We start from the raw sequence: 18,171 nt of genomic DNA on the forward strand, positions 1-18,171 counted from the left end.
CCGGGGGATATTTTCCAGAAAACATTTGGGTGAAACCACGGCTGATATTTTCTTAATTTACTGTGTTTAGGCGAACTTATAGAACTATTTCGCGCTATTTACGTATTTTTTTCATAGGTAAAATTCTCCTTTCAGTGAAAAGATAAATCCACATTTTCCGATGGCTCTATAAGTTCACCTAAACACAGTACAAAGTCTATTAAATTTGCAAGAAAGAGGTGTACAACTATGTCAAAAGCCAAGGAATCTAAGCGCCTTCGACCGGTATTGTCGCCGGAGGCAAGAGAAAACCAGCTCATATCCTTGGCGATGGACCGCGCTGAGGAAAAATTACTTAATGGAACGGCATCTTCCCAGCTGATTACTCATTTTCTTAAACTCGGAACAGAGAAAGAGCGATTAGAGAGGGAGAAACTAGCAAAAGAGAATGAACTACTCAAAGCTAAAACCAGTGCGATTGAAGCTAGCAAAGAATCTGCTGTAGAATATGCCAAAGTTCTTGAAGCCATGCGTGCTTATGGTGGCAACGGAAATATAGGTGAGAGCTATGACGAATATTAGAACATACTCCGAACTGGTGCGCTTGCCGACATTTAAACAGCGGTATGAATATTTGCGTTTAGGTGGCTCCGTTGGAGAAGATACGTTCGGGTTTGACCGATATTTGAATCAGATATTTTACAAATCTAAAGAATGGAATAGAATTCGGGATCAGGTGATTATTCGAGACCATGGGTGTGATCTTGGTTTGGACGGATACGAGATAAATGACCGAATACTCATTCATCATATGAACCCAATCACCAAAGCCGATATTTTGGAGCGTACTGAGTTTCTACTAAACCCAGATTATCTTATTTCGACTATGAAACGCACGCACGATGCCATACATTATGGCACATATGAATCACTGACTGATGTTTTTGTTATAGAAAGAACTAAAAACGATACATGTCCATGGAGGAGGTGATACTGAGATGGATAATGAAAGTATACTTGTGACAATCAAGAAAATGATTGGATTACCCGAAGAGTACGAGCAATTCGATACAGACATAATTACACATATCAATACCACATTCATGATTCTTAATCAGTTGGGGGTTGGACCATCTAAAGGTTTCAGAATCTCTGATAAAACAACTACTTGGAGCGAGTATCTACCAGAGGGATCTGATTTAGAGGGTGTAAAATCATACATACATCTGAATGTGAAATTGCTCTTTGATCCACCTCAGAATGCTACTCTCATGGATTCTATTAACCGACAGATTAACATGCTCGAATTTAGATTGGTTGTGAACGCTGATAAAGGAGAGGAGGTGTGATATGGAAAATGAATACTTATCCCATCACGGAATACTTGGTATGAAATGGGGTGTGAGACGGTACCAGAACAAAGATGGAACGCTTACTTCCGCTGGCAGAAAAAAAGCTTCAAAGATGATAGCTGAGTATACAAATCTTACCGGAAAGAATCTTAGACGTCATCCAGAGAGCGCCAAGGGTTCCGAATCTTCAAAGACGAAGTCGAAATCAAAATCCGTGAAAGATATGTCCGATGATGAAATCCGACAGAAGATTAGCAGGATAAAACTAGAACAAGAATTGAGCTCATTAACTCCAAAGCAAGTTTCTAAGGGTAAGAAGATTGCGCAGACAGTGATGAAAGATATGATTACTCCGGCAGCAATTGATGTTGGTAAACAGTTGTCAAAATCTTTCATGACAAAGACGATAAACAACACATTCAAGTTGGATGATGATGTAAAAATCTATACCAACAATAAGAAGAAGTAACAGGTGAACATTTATGGCATTATCGAATACAGCCACCCCGATTTATTACGGCCGTTTTCGAGATGCCGTGATTCGAGGTGAAATACCAGTTTGTAAAGAAATCTCCATGGAGATGAACCGAATAGATTCCTGGATCGAAAACCCAGGTATTTGGTATGACGACCAGGCTATTCTAGGTTTCGTAAGTTATTGCGAGAACGAGCTTACACTGACAGATGGAGAGAATCTTCATTTACTGGATTCATTTAAGTTATGGGCTGAACAGATATTTGGTTGGTATTACTTTGTCGATCGAAGTATTTATGTCCCAGGAGAGAATGGACAACCCGGGCACTATGAGAACCGCCGAATAAAAAAAAGGCTTATAAAGAAACAATATCTTATAGTTGCCAGAGGTGCAGCTAAATCTATGTACGCTTCTTGTATTCAGAATTATTTTCTGAACGTCGATACATCGACCACTCATCAAGTAACAACAGCTCCCACTATGGCACAGGCGGAAGAGGTAATGTCACCAATCCGAACTGCCATAACGAGGGCCAGAGGTCCTTTATTTCAGTTTCTTACCGAGGGTTCGTTACAGAATACAACTGGATCAAGAGCTAACAGGGTTAAATTAGCTTCCACCAAAAAAGGAATCCAGAATTTTCTTACTGGCTCACTGTTAGAAGTCAGACCTATGTCCATTGATAAGCTTCAGGGTTTACGTGTCAAGGTGGCCACGGTTGATGAATGGCTTTCTGGAGATATCCGAGAGGATGTTGTTGAGACACTGGAGCAGAGTGCTGCCAAAGAGCAGAGTGGTGGTAAGAATGATGACTACTTAATTATAGCCATCAGCTCTGAGGGTACTGTGCGTAACGGTCCTGGTGATGACGTCAAAATGGAATTAATGAAGATTCTCAAAGGAGAATATAACGCACCACATACATCAATCTGGTGGTACAAGCTTGATTCCATGGAGGAAGTTGGCAAGCCTGACATGTGGATAAAAGCTAATCCTAATCTAGGAAAGACTGTGTCCTATGAGACTTATCAGCTAGCTGTCGAGAAAGCAGAAAATAGTCCGGCAGCAAGAAACGATATCCTGGCAAAACGTTTTGGCATCCCGATGGAGGGTTATACCTATTTCTTCACGTATGGAGAAACTAAAGTACACAGAAAACGAGAATTCTGGCAGATGCCATGCGCTTTGGGAGCTGACTTATCTAAGGGTGATGACTTCTGTTCGTTTGTGTTTCTGTTTCCTTTGAGTAATGGCGATTTTGGAGTCAAGACCAGAAATTATATAACCGAACTTACTCTTGCTAAGTTACCAGGTGCGTTACGACGAAAATATGATGATTTCATAAAAGAGGGAAGTCTTCATGTTATGAATGGGAATATACTCGACATGACTCAGGTATATGATGATCTGGATAATCACATCATAGAAACAGGCTACGATGTTCGGTGCTTTGGATACGATCCATACAATGCAAGAGATTTCGTGGAACGATGGGAGCGGGAAAATGGTCCATTTGGCATTGAGAAAGTAATCCAAGGTTCGAAGACCGAGTCTGTCCCCTTAGGTGAACTAAAGAAACTTTCAGAAGAGAGAATGCTGCTTTTTGACGAGCAGCTTATGACGTTTACAATGGGTAATTGCATAGTTATGGAGGACACCAATGGTAATAGGAAATTATTGAAGAGAAGACACGAAGCAAAAATTGATACCGTAGCGGCTATGATGGATGCTTTTATTGCATTCAAACTGAATAGAGAAGCATTTGAATAATGGAGGAAGAATAATGAATGAATTGAAAGATACAATTGAACTTATGAACAGTTCCGATTATAAAGATCGGTTCAAAGCTGAGTATTATCAGCTCAAAATTAGATATACCAAACTTCATGCCATGCTTGTGAAATTAGAGGCTGGCAAACTTGATTTCACCCCATCCTCTTCAAGAGCAATCCTTTATGAGCAACAGCGGTATATGGTTGAGTATCTTCGTTGTTTGGAAGTTTGTGCGGAATTTGAGGGAATTGAGCTTTAAAATTTTTTACCCAAGAGTTAGCATATACTAACTTTTTGAGCCTGGAAAATATATATGGAGAAAAATCAAAATGGAATTTAATATCACAAGACGATTACAGCGTGCATTCAATGCATTTGCCAATCGTGATCCAACACGTGGGTACCAATCAAATGGACCGGGGTATTCTGCCAGACCAGATCGCCCACGATTAAGCGGTGGTAACGAGAGGTCTATTATCACCGCTATTTTTAATCGAATTTCTTTGGATGTAGCGAGTATCGGATTCAGACATTGTAAGCTGGATAAGGACGGTCGATACATAGAAGATGTGGATTCAGAGCTGAACAATTGTTTAACTCTGGAAGCAAATATCGATCAGACCGCACGATCATACATCCAAGATGTAACGATGTCTGCTATGGATGAAGGCGGGGTTGCTATGGTTCCTGTTTATACTACGGCGGACCCAATGCTTACAGATTCATATGATATTTTGTCTATGAGAACTGGAAAGATTTTGGAATGGTATCCGGAAAAAGTTCTGGTTCAAGTCTATAACGAACGTACTGGTGAGAAAGAGGATATTCTCCTATCTAAGCGCCAGATCGGTATTGTCGAAAACCCTCTGTACTCAATAATCAATGAACAAAACTCCACGTTTAAGCGATTGAGTAGGAAATTGAGCCTGCTGGATGTGACAGACGAAAGAACGGCGTCTGGCAAGTTAGATTTACTTATTCAGCTCCCTTATGCAATTAAGTCAGAAGCAAGAAGAAATCAGGCTGAGACCCGACGAACTGACATTGAAAAGCAGCTTACCGGGTCGAAATATGGTATTGCGTACATTGATTCCACAGAGAAAGTCGTTCAGTTAAACAGGTCTTTAGAGAATAATCTTATGAAACAAATCGAATATCTTCAGGATCTTTTGTATTCCCAGTTAGGTATCACACAGGAAGTATTGAATGGTACGGCTGATGAAAAAACGATGCTGAATTACATGAATAGAACGGTGGAGCCATTTGTGTCTGCTATTGCAGATGAAATGAAGCGTAAGTTTCTGTCTAAAACGGCTCGAACACAGGGGCAGTCGATCATGTATTTCAGAGACCCATTTAAACTTGTTCCGGTCAGCGGTGTGGCAGAGATTGCAGACAAGTTCACAAGAAACGAGATAATGACTGCGAATGAGATTCGCCAGGTTATCGGTATGAAACCGTCTAAAGATCCCAAGGCAGATGAACTCAGAAATAGCAACATAAGCCAGGCTAAAGAAGATCTGGCAGAAACACATAAATATCAAGAAGGAGGAGACAGAGATCAAAATGAATAATTGTGATTTCAGTGGATATGCCACACGAAATGATCTTACTTGCGGAGACGGTCGGGTTATTCGAAAAAATGCTTTCGCGGACAACGATGGATGCACTGTACCGCTTGTTTGGAATCACGATCATAAAAATCCTGAAGCTGTTCTCGGGCATGCGTTGTTAAAGAATCGTGCAGACGGAGTGTATGCCTACGGTAAATTTAATGACACTGAAGAAGGTAAACGCGCTAAGATGCTCGTTCAGAACGGTGATGTGAAATCCCTTTCTATCTGGGCAAACCAGCTCAAACAGATTGGGAGTGATGTAATTCATGGTAACATCAGAGAACTTAGCCTTGTTCTGGCTGGTGCGAACCCCGGAGCATATGTGGATTTTGTAATGGCGCACGGCGCTGACAAAGAGGATGAGCTTTTTGCTTCTTATGATGAGAACATTATGCTCTATCACTCAGCAGAACAGGAGGAAAAGAAAGTGACTGACGGAGAGCAGACAAAAGAAACAACCAAACAGGAAAATGGAAAAACAATTAAAGAGATCCTCGACACCCTTACCGATGAACAGAAAGATGCTGTCTATGCAATGGTCGGCATGATTGGAGGGGCTGCCGATGACGATGATAAGGAGGATAACGAAGACATGAAACATTCTATTTTTGACCAGGGTAATACCCAGCAGCAGACAAATGTGCTCAGCCACTCTGACGAAGTGGATATCATTAATATGGCTAAGAAGAGCAGTGTGGGAAGTCTGAAACAGGCCATGACAATTTTCGCCGAAGAGCATTCTGATGAGCTGGCTCACGGTGTATTTGATGCAGAAGTTGAGAAGCTTTTTCCAGAGTATGAACTTCTGAAGAAAGGTGAGCCGGAGACCCTTGAGAGAGACCAGTCCTGGATTGATACAGCTATTTCTAAAGTTCATAAATCTCCATTCAGCCGCATCCGTACCAGACATGCTGATGCCCGTATCGCCGAGCTTAAAGCCAAAGGTTATCAGAAGAAAGGTGACTACAAGGAGAACATGGAGAAAATCAAGCTGATTGGTAGATCTACCGACCCGCAGACCATCTACATCAAAGATGAGCTGAACAGGGATGATATTGTGGATATCACCGATTTCAAAATTGTAGATTATCAGTGGAAGATGATGAGACATGTTCTCAACGAGGTGATCGCTATGGCCATCCTGGTTGGCGATGGACGCGAAGAGGGTGACGCAGATAAAATCCATGAAGATCATATTAGATCTATCTGGAACGATAATGAACTGTATTGCATCCATGCTGACGTTGATGTGGCTGCCGCTAAGACTAAACTCCAGGGCACAAACACAGGTGCTAACTTCAGTGAGAACTATATTCTGGCGGAGGCTATGATCGAGGCTGCTCTGTATTCCAGAGAGAAATTCAAAGGAACTGGAACTCCAGATCTGTATTGTACACCGCATCTCCTTAACGTGATGCTGCTTTCCAGAGACCTCAACGGTCGTCGCATTTATGATTCTAAATCCGACTTGGCGAAAGCACTCAACGTAAACGAGATCCATACCGTTGAACAGTTCGAGGGTCTTCAGAGAACAACCAGTACCGGCGAAAAGAAAAATTTGCTCGGTCTGTTTGTGAATCTTTCTGACTATCAGTTAGGCGCAACTAACGGCGGAGAAATTACAAAATTTGAAGATTTCGATATTGATTTCAACCGTTATAAATACCTGCTGGAGACCAGACTTTCTGGTTCCCTCACAAAACTGTATTCCGCCATCGCTCTTGAAGAGCCGGCGGCTTAATTTATTTTAGGAGGAAATAATATTATGGAAATCATTCGTATGAACGCTGATGACAGAAATGTAGCAGCTAGAAAAATTTACGCCAAGGCTGACGGCGTAGCGTATCTTGATAAAACTCTTAAAGTGAAAACTACTCCGGCGGAACTTGAAGATGCATACATCAAGGGGATGCTTGTCGTTGATACAGCAGGTGTTATGTATCGTCCGATCAGCTGCAAAAATGTTTCCGACACAGTTACAGTTACATACGTAACAACTGACACAACTTCTGCTACAACTGCCAAACTGGCTACTGTAAAGGCAGAACCTGCTGCTAAAGAGTAAAGGAGATAAAAAATGAGCAAATGGTTCGGCAAAGTCGGGTATCAATTTCCCGCTACAGAAACTTCTCCCGGTATATGGAAATCAAGTGGAGTAGTGGAGCACGAGTATTACGGTGATATCACAAGTGACCGGCGTAAACGTCAAAATTTCGGCGAGATCAATGACACCCTCAATCTGGCAGATGTGGTTAGCATTCTTGCCGATCCATTTGCCTATGATAACTGTTCTCGTATCGTCTATGTAGAGATTATGGGAACAAGATGGAAAGTCACTGAGATAGATCCGAGTCAGAGACCGCGTCTGATACTTACCGTAGGAGGTGAATGGCATGGGGACACGCCTAGATCTTCAGATGAAACTTGAAGAATTGCTTGGGTGCAGACATGTGTATTATCAGCCACCTGACTCTGGTGTCGGTGCGGTCAAAATGGAGTACCCGGCTATCAGATACTCTAAAAGTAAGATTGATGTTCAAAGAGCTAATAACTCTGTGTATAAAAAAGATTACAGATATGACTTAATCGTGATAAGCAGAACTCCAGATCATCCAGTCATAGAGAAACTGTTAGAACTTCCTTATTGTTCATACGGTAAGCACTATATTGCGGATAATCTGCATCACGATACTTTAAAACTATATTTTTAAGGAGGATAACCTAAAATGTCAAAACTGAAATGGGATCAGATTGGTGAGCGTCTGTTTGAGACTGGTGTTGATCGCGGCGTGCTTTTTGTACAGGAAAATGGAACATACGAAAAAGGCGTTGCATGGAACGGTCTTAGTAAAGTATCAGAATCACCTTCTGGAGCAGAAGCGACACCGCTTTATGCGAACAATCACAAGTACCTTAACCTGCTTTCCACTGAAGAGTATGCAGGAACAATTGAAGCATATACATATCCGGACGAATTTGCCAAATGTAATGGTGAAAGTGAGATGCTTAAAGGCGTAACAATCGGTCAGCAGAAAAGACAGCCATTCGGCTTCGCTTATCGAACACTTATTGGTAATGATACCGATGGCACATCCCATGGTTATAAAATTCATCTGGTTTACGGAGCGCTTGCTTCTCCAAGTCCTGAGGAACATGAATCTGCAAACGCAGATCCAAATGTAAATCCGTTGTCTTGGGAGTTCTCGACTACTCCAGTTGAGGTTGAGAACTGCGAACCGACAGCTACACTGGAAATTGATTCCACCAAGGTGACTGCAGCTCAGATGTTAAAGATCGAGGAAATTCTTTATGGTAAAGATGCGACTGCTTCAGGGAACGATGGCGTAGAGCCAAGACTTCCACTTCCTGACGAGATTGTAACAATCCTCAAGGCAGTTACAGAATGATTTATATAATTAAATGAAAAAACTTGAAGACCCTTCCTTGTAATGAGGTTGGGTCTTTTTTATAGCCGAAAAGTGAAAGGAGAAAATAACATGTTAGCAAAGACAATTAAGTATACCGATTATAACGGTGTCGAAAGAAAAGAGACTCACTATTTCAATTATAACAAAGCTGAGATTGCTGAGATGGAGCTTTCTACAGCTGGTGGTCTTTCCGAAATGATTAAGAAAATTACCGAGGCTCAGGACGGTCCATCAATCATGAAGTTATTTAAAGACATTATTCTTGGGTCTTATGGTGTTAAGAGTCCTGATGGGAAGCAGTTTATCAAATCAGATGAGCTTTCAAAACAGTTTTCACAGACAGAAGCATACTCTGAGCTGTTCATGGAACTGGTTACAAATGCGGATGCCGCGGCAGAGTTTGTAAATGGAATTGTACCAAAGAATGCTGCAAAAGCTGCCAACAATGCTGAAACTCCGGTTTTACCACCGGTAGCGTAATTAACATGAAAACAATGGAGGATGGAATATGCTTCAGATTGTGATACCTGGTGTAGAAAGGGAAGAGTGGGATGAACAAAAAGATGAGTTTGTTTATCACACTTTAACAAAGCCCCAAGTATTACATTTGGAGCATTCACTCATCGCTCTTTCTAAATGGGAGTCAAAATGGTGTAGATCTTTCCTTTCCAAGGAGGAAAAAACTAAGGAAGAGATCGTTGATTATATCCGTTTTATGACTCTTGATAAAAGCATTGAGTCTTCAGTCTATGATAGACTCAGCGAGGGAAATTTGAAAGATGTAATGAATTATATAGAAGCTCCGATGACAGCCACTACATTTCCAAAGAGTAACGATAGACCTGGAAGAAAGCGACGTATTACATCGGAGCTTATCTATTATTGGATGATCGCGTGTGGAATACCATTCGAGTGCGAGCGATGGCATCTTAACAGATTATTGACTTTGATTAGAGTATGCAATACAGAAAATGCGCCGTCCAAAAAAATAAATGCCAGAGAAGCTGCCATGAGAAATGCTCAACTGAACGCAGCACGTAAGAAACAATGGCATACAAAAGGATAGATTTAAGGAGGATGCTACATGGGAACATATAACGTTCATGCGGGTCACTCGTTAGTTTGTCGAGGAGCTTCTGGTTTTCTTGACGAGGTTAATGAGGACCGTAAAGTAAAAAACAAAGTTATTGAGCTCCTTAGAAAAGAGGGGCATACAGTATACGACTGTACAGACGATGTTGGCGATGAAAGAGGAAACCTGGCAAATATTGTTGAGAAATGCAATAAACATGAGGTTGATATTGATATCTCAATTCATCTTAATGCAGGTGGCGGCACAGGACCAGAAGTATGGTTATACAGTGATAAGCTGAATGACGTTGCTGCTCGTATTTCCGCAAAGATCGCAAAGACTTTTGGTCTTAATGACCGTGGTGTTAAATATTCACAGAAACTGTACGTTCTCCGCCATACAACAGCTCCAGCACTATTAGTAGAATGCTGCTTCGTAGATTCCGAAAAGGATAAGAACGTGTGGGATGCTGACAAATGTGCCAAAGCGATTGTAGAAGGAATTCTCAATAAGACGATCGTAGAAAAAAAGCCGCAGAAACCAGCGAAAACAGGTGTTGTCGTAGGTCCTTGTGATTTCAAGGTTAAGGTCGAGACCGATAAACTGAAGATTCGAAAAGGTCCTAGCACCAAGTACAAATTAACTGGTCTTCGTACCGGAAAAGGTGTGTTTACGATTGTGGAAGTAATGACAGGAAAAGGGTCTGATTCCGGCTGGGGTAAGCTTAAATCTGGAGCAGGCTGGATTCCGCTTGATAAAGTGAAAAGAGTTTAAGGAGGATAATATGAATTTCGGACAGGCATTAGAAAAAGTAAAAGCAGGAGATAAGATTTTCAGACATGGATGGAACGGTAAGGGAATGTTCGTTGTCTACCAGAAAGGCTATCCAGATGGAATCCCTTGTAATCTTCAGACTGCCAAGGCGTGGGGAATGAATGAAGGCGATCTGTTTAAATGCGAACCGTATTTACAGATTAAAACAACAGATGGAAGTCATGCTATGTGGGTTCCAAGCATCAGGGACGTTCTTGCAGAAGATTGGGAATACATTCATTAATAAGGAGATCGTAGCATGATAAGTTTCGAACAGAAAGGCGACTTCAAAAAACTGTCTCGATACTTTGAGAGGCTGAGAGAAGTCACAAAACTCGGTGTGTTGGATAAGTATGGCCGAGAAGGCGTGGCCGCTCTTGCTTCCGCTACACCTGTAAAAACTGGTAAGACTGCCGCATCATGGACGTATGAAATAGAACGTCAAAATGGATCGGTGGCTATAGTGTTTAAGAACACAAATGTCAATAAAGGTGTTCCTATTGCGATCATTCTACAGAATGGTCATGGGACTGGAACAGGAGGCTGGGTTCAAGGGAGAGATTATATTAATCCTGCGATCCAGCCTATTTTTGACAAAATCGCCGAGGCTGCTTGGAAGGAGGTGACCAATCTATGAGTGCAGTTGTTGATGAACGAGTCGTCGAAATGCGATTCAATAATAAAGACTTTGAGCAAAACGTTAAGACAAGTATGTCAACCTTGGATAAACTTAAACAGAAGTTGAATTTAAAAGGCACTTCCAAGGGTTTTGAAGAGTTGGGAGCTGTCTCGAAGAAAGTTGACATGAATGCTTTAGGTAAAAGTGTTGATGTTGTTTCTGCTAAATTTTCCGCACTTCAAGTTATGGGAGTTACCGCTTTAGCTAATATCACAAATTCTGCAGTTAATTCGGCTAAAGCGATGATTTCAGCTATCACAATAGATCCTGTTCGTGACGGTCTGACAGAATATGAGACTCAGATGAATGCGATACAGACAATCTTAGCTAATACTCAGAAAGAGGGCACCGATGTAGAGAGAGTCAATGCCGCCCTTCGTGAATTGAATACATACGCGGATAAAACAATATACAATTTCACTGAGATGACAAGGAATATCGGTACCTTCACCGCAGCTGGTGTAAAACTGGACGATTCTGTATCTGCAATTAAAGGTATAGCAAACCTTGCAGCCGTGTCTGGCTCTAATTCTCAACAGGCTTCAACCGCTATGTATCAGTTATCTCAGGCGCTTGCTTCTGGAACTGTTAAGCTTATGGACTGGAACTCTGTAGTAAATGCCGGAATGGGTGGACAGGTCTTTCAAGACGCTTTAACCAGAACGTCCGAACATCTTCAGACCGGAGCTAAGGCTGCTATAGAAGCTAATGGCTCATTCAGAGAATCTCTCAGCACTGGGTGGTTGACTACAGAGGTTCTTACTCAGACTTTGGATCAGTTTGCTACGGCAGCTGAGACACAAGAAGAGTATCAAGCAGCTGTCAAAAAGTTTGTGGAGCAGGGATACACCAAAGAAGAAGCAACTCAGATGGCTGACATGGCAAAAACTGCTAATGACGCAGCCACAAAAGTAAAGACATTCCATCAGCTTATAGACACCTTAAAAGAGGCTATGGGGTCTGGTTGGACTACATCATGGCAGCTCATCATCGGTGATTTCGAAGAAGCAAAAGAAATGTGGTCTAATGTCAGTGATTTCTTCAGCAACATTATCAATAACGTATCTGATTTTCGCAATGACGTTCTCAAAAGTGCATTGGGTAAGGGGTTCACAGAGCTTGCTGATAAGATCACTGGTGTTACTGAGCCTGTCAATAAAGCTATCGCTGCTGTCGAAGATCTTGGTTCTGTCGTAGATGATGTATTAGCAGGTAAATTTGGCAACGGAAACGAAAGATTCAATGCTTTAACCGAAGCAGGTAAAAATTATTACGCCGTCCAAAACAAAGTAAATGAAGCTCTTGGATGCGCATTTAGATATACTGAGGATCAAATCAAAGCGCAGGACGAAGCTCTTGGCACAACTACAGCTGAAACTGGGGCAACTACAGAGCTCACCGACGAAAAGAAAAAACTCATTAAAGAGATTGCTAATTTGTCTGAAGAAGAAATGCGAGCCAAAGGATATACTGAAGATCAGATAAACGCATTCAAAGAACTTAAAACGATATCCGAAAAACTTGGTATCCCGTTGAATGATTTCATTGACAATATGGATCAGATTAATGGGCGTTGGTTGCTTTTGCAGTCTTTTGTAAATATTGGAAAATCTATTTCGGCTGTTGTTGGAAGTATTGGTAAATCTTGGACTGATCTCCATGGAGCACTGTCAGTTGATGATCTTGGGAATAAATTGTTTAACGCTATAGGAGCATTTCATAGTTTTACGGCATCTTTGATTCCAACAGACGAAACCCTAGGTAAGCTTGAAAGAACATTCAAGGGCGTTTTCGCAATATTGGACATAATTTCTACTGTTGCTGGAGGAACGGCTAAGTTTGCTTTTCGTGGCTTGAACGCAGTTCTTAATGCTTTTGATTTGGATTTACTTGACGTTACGGCAGGAATTGGCGATGCAGCTGTGGCGTTCAGAGACTTTTTATTTAGCAATGACTTGGTAAATAAAGGGTTCGAAGCATTTGGCTCAGGGGTCAAAATGGCTGTTGAAGCGTTCGCAGATTTGGTCGATGCTATCGGAAATATACCTCAAGTCCAGGAGTTTATTGAAAACTTTAAGAATATTGACTGGTCTGAGATTGGAAACAATGTCGTCGAAGGATTAAAGAATGGGTTAGAGGCTGGTATTTCTTCTGTACCGGACATCCTTATTGAGATTGGTCAGAGTATGCTGTCTGCAATTAAAGGCGTACTTGGCATTCATTCTCCTTCAACAGAGATGTACGATATAGCAAAAAATGCAATCGCGGGCTTGGTGAATGGACTGAAGGATGGAATAACTGACGCGACAAGCGCATTGAAAGACGTTGGTTCAAACTTACTTTCAGAAGCACGAAAGTTAGATTGGGGTAGGATTTTTACAATTGGGTCGATAGGAGCATCCGTCATTGCTGGGATTGTAACTATCAATAAGATAATTGATATAATGGATAAATTCGCTACACCATTTGAAAAGTTTGGAAAAATTCTTGGAACTGTAAATGAAAGTATAAAAACAATTACAGAATCATTCTCTAAGAATTTAAAAGCTAAAGCGTTCAAAACCAGAGCTGAAGGTATCAAAAGTATGGCGATTGCTATTGGTATCTTGGCTGCATCTGTTTATGCGTTAGCTCAACTTGACCAAGGCGCACTCGCGAGATCGGTAGCAGCTATTGCTTTGCTATCTGGAATTCTTGTTGGGTTGGCTTTAGTTGTAAATAAGCTTAGCGAGGCGACCGTAACGTTGGATGGCGAAGGACGTGCTTTGAAACTCGACGGTTTGAAAACCGGACTTGCAGGAATAGGTGTCGCTCTTCTGATGTTAGCTGCAGTTGTTAAAATCATGGGTGGAATGAAACCGGATGAAATGATGCAAGGCTTTATCGGATTGGCTGGTGTCATTGTTGCCATTTCCATAGTATTGAAAACATTTGGTAAATGTGTAAAAGGTGAATCGGCTAAAAATATTGATAAAGCAGGTATAATGATAAAGAAAATGTCTGTTGCGTTGATATTAATGGTTGCGGCAATTAAGCTTATTGGACTTCTTTCCGCAGAAGACCTAGTTAAGGGCGTCGCATTCATGGGAGTATTCATCGTGTTTACCGGTCTGTTATCAGCAGTTACCAGACTGAGTGGAAAAGGTGTTAGTAAACTTGGTGGCATGATGGCTAAGATGGCAATTGCTATGGGATTGATGGTGGGTGTCTGTAAGCTTGCCGGTATGCTTTCCGCTGAAGAGATGCTCAAGGGCGCAGCATTTGCGCTTGGCTTTATTATATTTACGACAGCACTGAAAAGAGCAATCAAATCAAAAGATGATGCTAAATATCTGAAAATGGCTGGTGTTATAACATCCATGGCACTGGCTTTAACTATGATAGTTGGTGTCTGCAAACTTGTAAGTATGCTATCGGCTGGTGAACTGATAAAAGGATCTGTGGCCGTCGTTGCTTTTGGTGCGTTACTTGTAGCTCTTGTGAATGCTGTTAAAGCGACTGGACCGGAAGCGACAAAGATTGGTGGAACACTATTAGCTATGACCGCTGCAATAGGTATATTAGCTGGTATTTGTGTTCTTATGAGTTTGATGGATGTTAAGAGTCTAGCGAAAGGTCTTACAGTAGTTGGTTTATTGTCTGGTATGATGACGGCTATGGTTTGGGCTACCAGAGGAGCAAGCGATTGTAAGAAGAATCTGATTGTAATGACAGCTGCTATCGCCGTTATGGCGACGTCTGTGGCGGCGTTGTCGTTGCTCGATTCATCGAAGCTTATCGGTGCGACTGTTTGTTTATCAGCCCTTATGGCGACGTTCGCGCTAATGTCCAAAGCATCAGGAGCAGCCGGAAGCTCGATCAAAGGCGTGGTTGTTATGACAGTGGTTGTTGGAGCACTTGCTGGAATAGTGTACATGTTGGCGCAACTTCCAGTTGAAACAACATTACCAACGGTGACAGCTTTGTCATCGCTGATGCTGTCCCTATCAGCATCCATGCTAGTTATGAGTAAAGCCGGGAACGTGTCGGCAGGAGCAGTAGTAGCGGCAGCTGGTATGGCATTTGTTGTTACGGCACTAGGCGCAGTAATCACGCTGTTAAGTCAAAATGGAATGATGAATGTTCCTCTTGATACCGTTGTTTCTTTGTCCGCTCTATTATTGGCACTTTCTACATCTTGTGTGATACTTAGCAAAGTTGAACCGATAGCTGGAGCAGCTGCTTCTGGGGCTTTGAAACTTATGGGTGTGCTTGGTATTGTGTCAGCTGTCATTTTAGGAATTGGCGCATTAGTTAGTCATTTCGTAGATGAATCTGAATTGGATAAGTTGGTTACAACTCTAAGTAAGCTTGGCGAAGCTTTAGGAACGTTCTTTGGAAGCATCATTGACGGATTTCTCAATGGCGCTACTGATGGTCTTCCTGAAGTGGCATATAATCTGAAAGAGTTCATCAACACGTTCTCTGGAATTGACAATAATGCTGCTAATAAAGTTAACTCGCTGATAAACGCTTTGTCGGCACTCGGAAGTGCAAGCTTAAAGAATGCTATCGCCAACTTTTTGGGTCATGGACTTGGCGATTTTGGTGCTCAGATAGGTGATTTCGCAGATCAGATGAATACTGCGGCAGATGCTGTTGCTGGTATATCCGATCCCGGTTTGGATAACCTAAAAGCCATTGCAGACATTGGACAGTTATTTGGTGAGCTGCAGTCTACGATCAAACCGACTGGTGGGATATTAGCCGGTATCGCTACTTACGACATAGGTGATTTTGGCTGGGATATTGGTACGTACGCCCGAAATCTTAATCAGGCGGCATCGGCAGTAGCTGAAATCTCGGATGAAGGACTTACAAATCTCGGAACAATAGCCGATATCGGTATGGCGTTTGGGAAATTACAGAACACGATTGAGCCGACAGATGGGTTGGTGACTTTGATTTCCGAGAAAAGTCTTGGTGATTTTGGCTGGAATATTGGTACGTACGCCCGAAATCTTAATCAGGCGGCATCTTTTGTGGCGCAGATTTCGACTGATGGCCTTGCCAATTTAGGAAAAATAGCCGATATAGGAACAGCGTTTTCCGAGCTACAGTCTACACTTGATCCAACCGATGGAATCGTTACGTGGCTGGATGGCCATAAGGATATAGGAGATTTTGGTGAAGAAATTTCAACGTACGCGAGCAATCTTAACACGGCAGCTTCCGCAGTTGCAGAGTTATCTGACGATGGAATAACAAATCTTGGCGTAGTCGCTAACATTGGCGACGCCTTTGCTGATCTTCAGAAATCAGTAGGAGATGCTATTGATTTATTTGATGTGCTCGACGGAGCGACCTTAGATGGCTTTGGTGAGAAAGTTAAAACATATGCAGAAAATGTTAAGAAAGCGTCAGATGCCGTAAGCGGAGATAACGCAATTGACACCGAAGCGATAGCACGCGCTAAAGAAATGGGCGATTTACTCGTTGCGTTCCAGGAAACCATTCCGAAAAAAGGATGGTTTGACGGTATAGTTGATCTTGGTGAATTTTCTAATGAAATAACACTATTCGGTGATGCTATCGGCAATCTTAATGAGGCTGCTAGTAAGGGGGATTTATCTAAGACTAATGCTGTTATAACGTTCGCAAATAGTCTGAAAGCATTTACTCAGGATATAACTGACGGTGAACTGGCTACTCTTCAGAATTTTCCAGAAAAGGTCGGTTATGTCGCAGATGGAATTTCGGCATATTACGAGATTTTAGACGGCGTAGATACTGCGGCGGTAGCTTCTTCTATTAGCTCAGCATATAAGATCAAATCCTTTGTGCTGAGTCTCAGTAACTTCTCATCCGATGGAATTGAGAACTTCAAAGTTGAAGACCTTGGACAGTCGTTATCTGATTATGCAGGAAAAGTGGCATCCATGGATTTCACACAGATTGCTGGATCATTGACAGTAGCCTCAAGACTTGCAACTTTCATTAAAGGTCTCTCTGGACTCGATACAAGTGGAGTGAGCAGCTTTAAGAAAGCTGTTTCGACTCTTGGTCAGACAGATACAAGCAACGTTGCTAAAGCGTTCAGCTCTGCTTCTGGAGACATAACAAGTGCTGGAAATAGTATTGTCGAGTCTCTTTCCAAGGGTATAAGCAGTAAGAGTAGTGAAGCCACTTCAGCGGCATCTGGTGTGATTGACAAGATGAACTCTGAAATTATGCACAAAGCTTCTGTGTTTTTAGCAGCTGGTACAGCTCTTATACTGAAGCTTGCAGCTGGCATCAGAGAAAATAGTAGCTATGCCGAATCAGCAGCAAACTCAGCCGTAAGCAATGCGGCAAATTCTATACGAGGGTTCTATAGTAGTTTCCATGAGTCTGGCTCTTATGTCGGAATAGGACTCATTAATGGTCTTAATTCGCAGTATCAGGCAGTATACAATGCTGGTTACCGTTTGGGACAAGCAGCAATCCTAGGTGAACGTGCTGGACAGCAATCCCATTCGCCATCTAAACTGGCAGAACAGTCAGGTGTCTGGGTAGGCGAAGGTCTCGTTATCGGCGTTGATTCTATGGGGCGCAAAGTATATGAAGCTGGCGAATCTCTTGGCGAGAATGTTACCAGTTCTTTATCATCTGTAATTTCCAAAGCTTCAGATCTCTTTGAGATGAGCATGGATGCTGAGCCAGTGATTAGTCCAGTTGTGGACTTAACGAATGTGAAAGCTGCATCTAGCAGTATGAGCAGCATGTTCTCTGACTTATCTATTGGAACGAACGCTAATCTTAGAGCAGTTGACGTAATGATGTCCAACAGAGGTCAAAATGGAAATTCTGACGTTGTGGCTGCAATTAACAGACTTGGAAAGAAACTTTCAAATATGGGTAACACGTACAACAGTATAGACGGCGTTACCTATGACGAATCAAGTAGTGTAAGTAACGCAATTCAGACATTAACACGAGCTGTGGTAGTAGAAGGGAGGCGATAA

The 18,171-nt window shown here is 42.0% G+C and carries 17 protein-coding genes; all 17 read left to right on the forward strand.

The window, feature by feature from the left end; all coding sequences use genetic code 11:
• Nucleotides 1–228 precede the first annotated feature (228 nt).
• The 17 genes from PGQ38_RS01765 to PGQ38_RS01845 all read left to right on the forward strand — a co-directional run bounded on the left by PGQ38_RS01765 (nucleotide 229) and on the right by PGQ38_RS01845 (nucleotide 18,171).
• On the forward strand, nucleotides 229–561 hold the full coding sequence (locus tag PGQ38_RS01765) for a hypothetical protein (protein ID WP_173735476.1): 333 nt from the start codon (nucleotides 229–231) through the stop codon (nucleotides 559–561).
• Nucleotides 548–970: a hypothetical protein gene (locus tag PGQ38_RS01770; protein WP_173735477.1), complete on the forward strand. Its 423-nt coding sequence runs from the start codon at nucleotides 548–550 to the stop codon at nucleotides 968–970. Before PGQ38_RS01765 ends, PGQ38_RS01770 begins: the two co-directional genes overlap by 14 nt.
• 7 nt (nucleotides 971–977) lie before the next feature.
• The gene (locus PGQ38_RS01775) at nucleotides 978–1,328 is read left to right on the forward strand and encodes a phage head-tail connector protein (protein WP_270430680.1); all 351 of its coding nucleotides are present in this window, start codon (nucleotides 978–980) and stop codon (nucleotides 1,326–1,328) included.
• A 1-nt stretch (nucleotide 1,329) separates the two neighbouring features.
• On the forward strand, nucleotides 1,330–1,800 hold the full coding sequence (locus PGQ38_RS01780; protein ID WP_270430681.1) for a DUF7211 domain-containing protein: 471 nt from the start codon (nucleotides 1,330–1,332) through the stop codon (nucleotides 1,798–1,800).
• Between the two features lie 13 nt (nucleotides 1,801–1,813).
• A complete protein-coding gene (locus PGQ38_RS01785) occupies nucleotides 1,814–3,577 on the forward strand; it encodes a terminase TerL endonuclease subunit (RefSeq protein WP_173735480.1) in 1,764 nt (587 codons plus the stop codon).
• A gap of 13 nt (nucleotides 3,578–3,590) precedes the next feature.
• Nucleotides 3,591–3,839 (forward strand): crAss001_48 related protein, encoded by a 249-nt coding sequence (locus PGQ38_RS01790; RefSeq protein WP_270430683.1) that lies wholly within the window; start codon nucleotides 3,591–3,593, stop codon nucleotides 3,837–3,839.
• A 70-nt stretch (nucleotides 3,840–3,909) separates the two neighbouring features.
• Nucleotides 3,910–5,154, forward strand: a complete 1,245-nt coding sequence (locus PGQ38_RS01795) for a phage portal protein (protein ID WP_270430685.1) — start codon at nucleotides 3,910–3,912, stop codon at nucleotides 5,152–5,154.
• Entirely contained in the window at nucleotides 5,147–6,937 is a 1,791-nt protein-coding gene (locus PGQ38_RS01800) for an HK97 family phage prohead protease (protein WP_270430686.1), read from the forward strand. The genes PGQ38_RS01795 and PGQ38_RS01800 overlap by 8 nt, the downstream gene beginning before the upstream one ends.
• Nucleotides 6,938–6,961: 24 nt before the next feature.
• On the forward strand, nucleotides 6,962–7,261 hold the full coding sequence (locus PGQ38_RS01805) for a hypothetical protein (RefSeq protein ID WP_270430688.1): 300 nt from the start codon (nucleotides 6,962–6,964) through the stop codon (nucleotides 7,259–7,261).
• A 12-nt stretch (nucleotides 7,262–7,273) separates the two neighbouring features.
• Entirely contained in the window at nucleotides 7,274–7,624 is a 351-nt protein-coding gene (locus PGQ38_RS01810; RefSeq protein ID WP_465221164.1) for a DUF7253 family protein, read from the forward strand.
• Between the two features lie 298 nt (nucleotides 7,625–7,922).
• Complete coding sequence (locus PGQ38_RS01815) at nucleotides 7,923–8,603, forward strand: major tail protein (RefSeq protein WP_173735485.1); 681 nt, start codon at nucleotides 7,923–7,925, stop codon at nucleotides 8,601–8,603.
• 90 nt (nucleotides 8,604–8,693) lie between these two features.
• Nucleotides 8,694–9,104, forward strand: coding sequence for a hypothetical protein (locus tag PGQ38_RS01820; RefSeq protein ID WP_173735486.1), 411 nt, complete (start codon nucleotides 8,694–8,696; stop codon nucleotides 9,102–9,104).
• 28 nt (nucleotides 9,105–9,132) lie between these two features.
• On the forward strand, nucleotides 9,133–9,690 hold the full coding sequence (locus PGQ38_RS01825) for a hypothetical protein (RefSeq protein ID WP_270430691.1): 558 nt from the start codon (nucleotides 9,133–9,135) through the stop codon (nucleotides 9,688–9,690).
• Nucleotides 9,691–9,708: 18 nt separating this feature from the next.
• Complete coding sequence (locus tag PGQ38_RS01830) at nucleotides 9,709–10,470, forward strand: N-acetylmuramoyl-L-alanine amidase (RefSeq protein ID WP_270430692.1); 762 nt, start codon at nucleotides 9,709–9,711, stop codon at nucleotides 10,468–10,470.
• Between the two features lie 10 nt (nucleotides 10,471–10,480).
• The gene (locus PGQ38_RS01835) at nucleotides 10,481–10,753 is read left to right on the forward strand and encodes a DUF2829 domain-containing protein (protein ID WP_270430693.1); all 273 of its coding nucleotides are present in this window, start codon (nucleotides 10,481–10,483) and stop codon (nucleotides 10,751–10,753) included.
• Nucleotides 10,754–10,768: 15 nt separating this feature from the next.
• A complete protein-coding gene (locus tag PGQ38_RS01840; protein ID WP_173735490.1) occupies nucleotides 10,769–11,146 on the forward strand; it encodes an HK97 gp10 family phage protein in 378 nt (125 codons plus the stop codon).
• The gene (locus PGQ38_RS01845) at nucleotides 11,143–18,171 is read left to right on the forward strand and encodes a tape measure protein (RefSeq protein WP_270430694.1); all 7,029 of its coding nucleotides are present in this window, start codon (nucleotides 11,143–11,145) and stop codon (nucleotides 18,169–18,171) included. Before PGQ38_RS01840 ends, PGQ38_RS01845 begins: the two co-directional genes overlap by 4 nt.

The organism is Blautia faecis, from assembly GCF_027662325.1.
Lineage (GTDB): Bacteria > Bacillota > Clostridia > Lachnospirales > Lachnospiraceae > Blautia_A > Blautia_A faecis.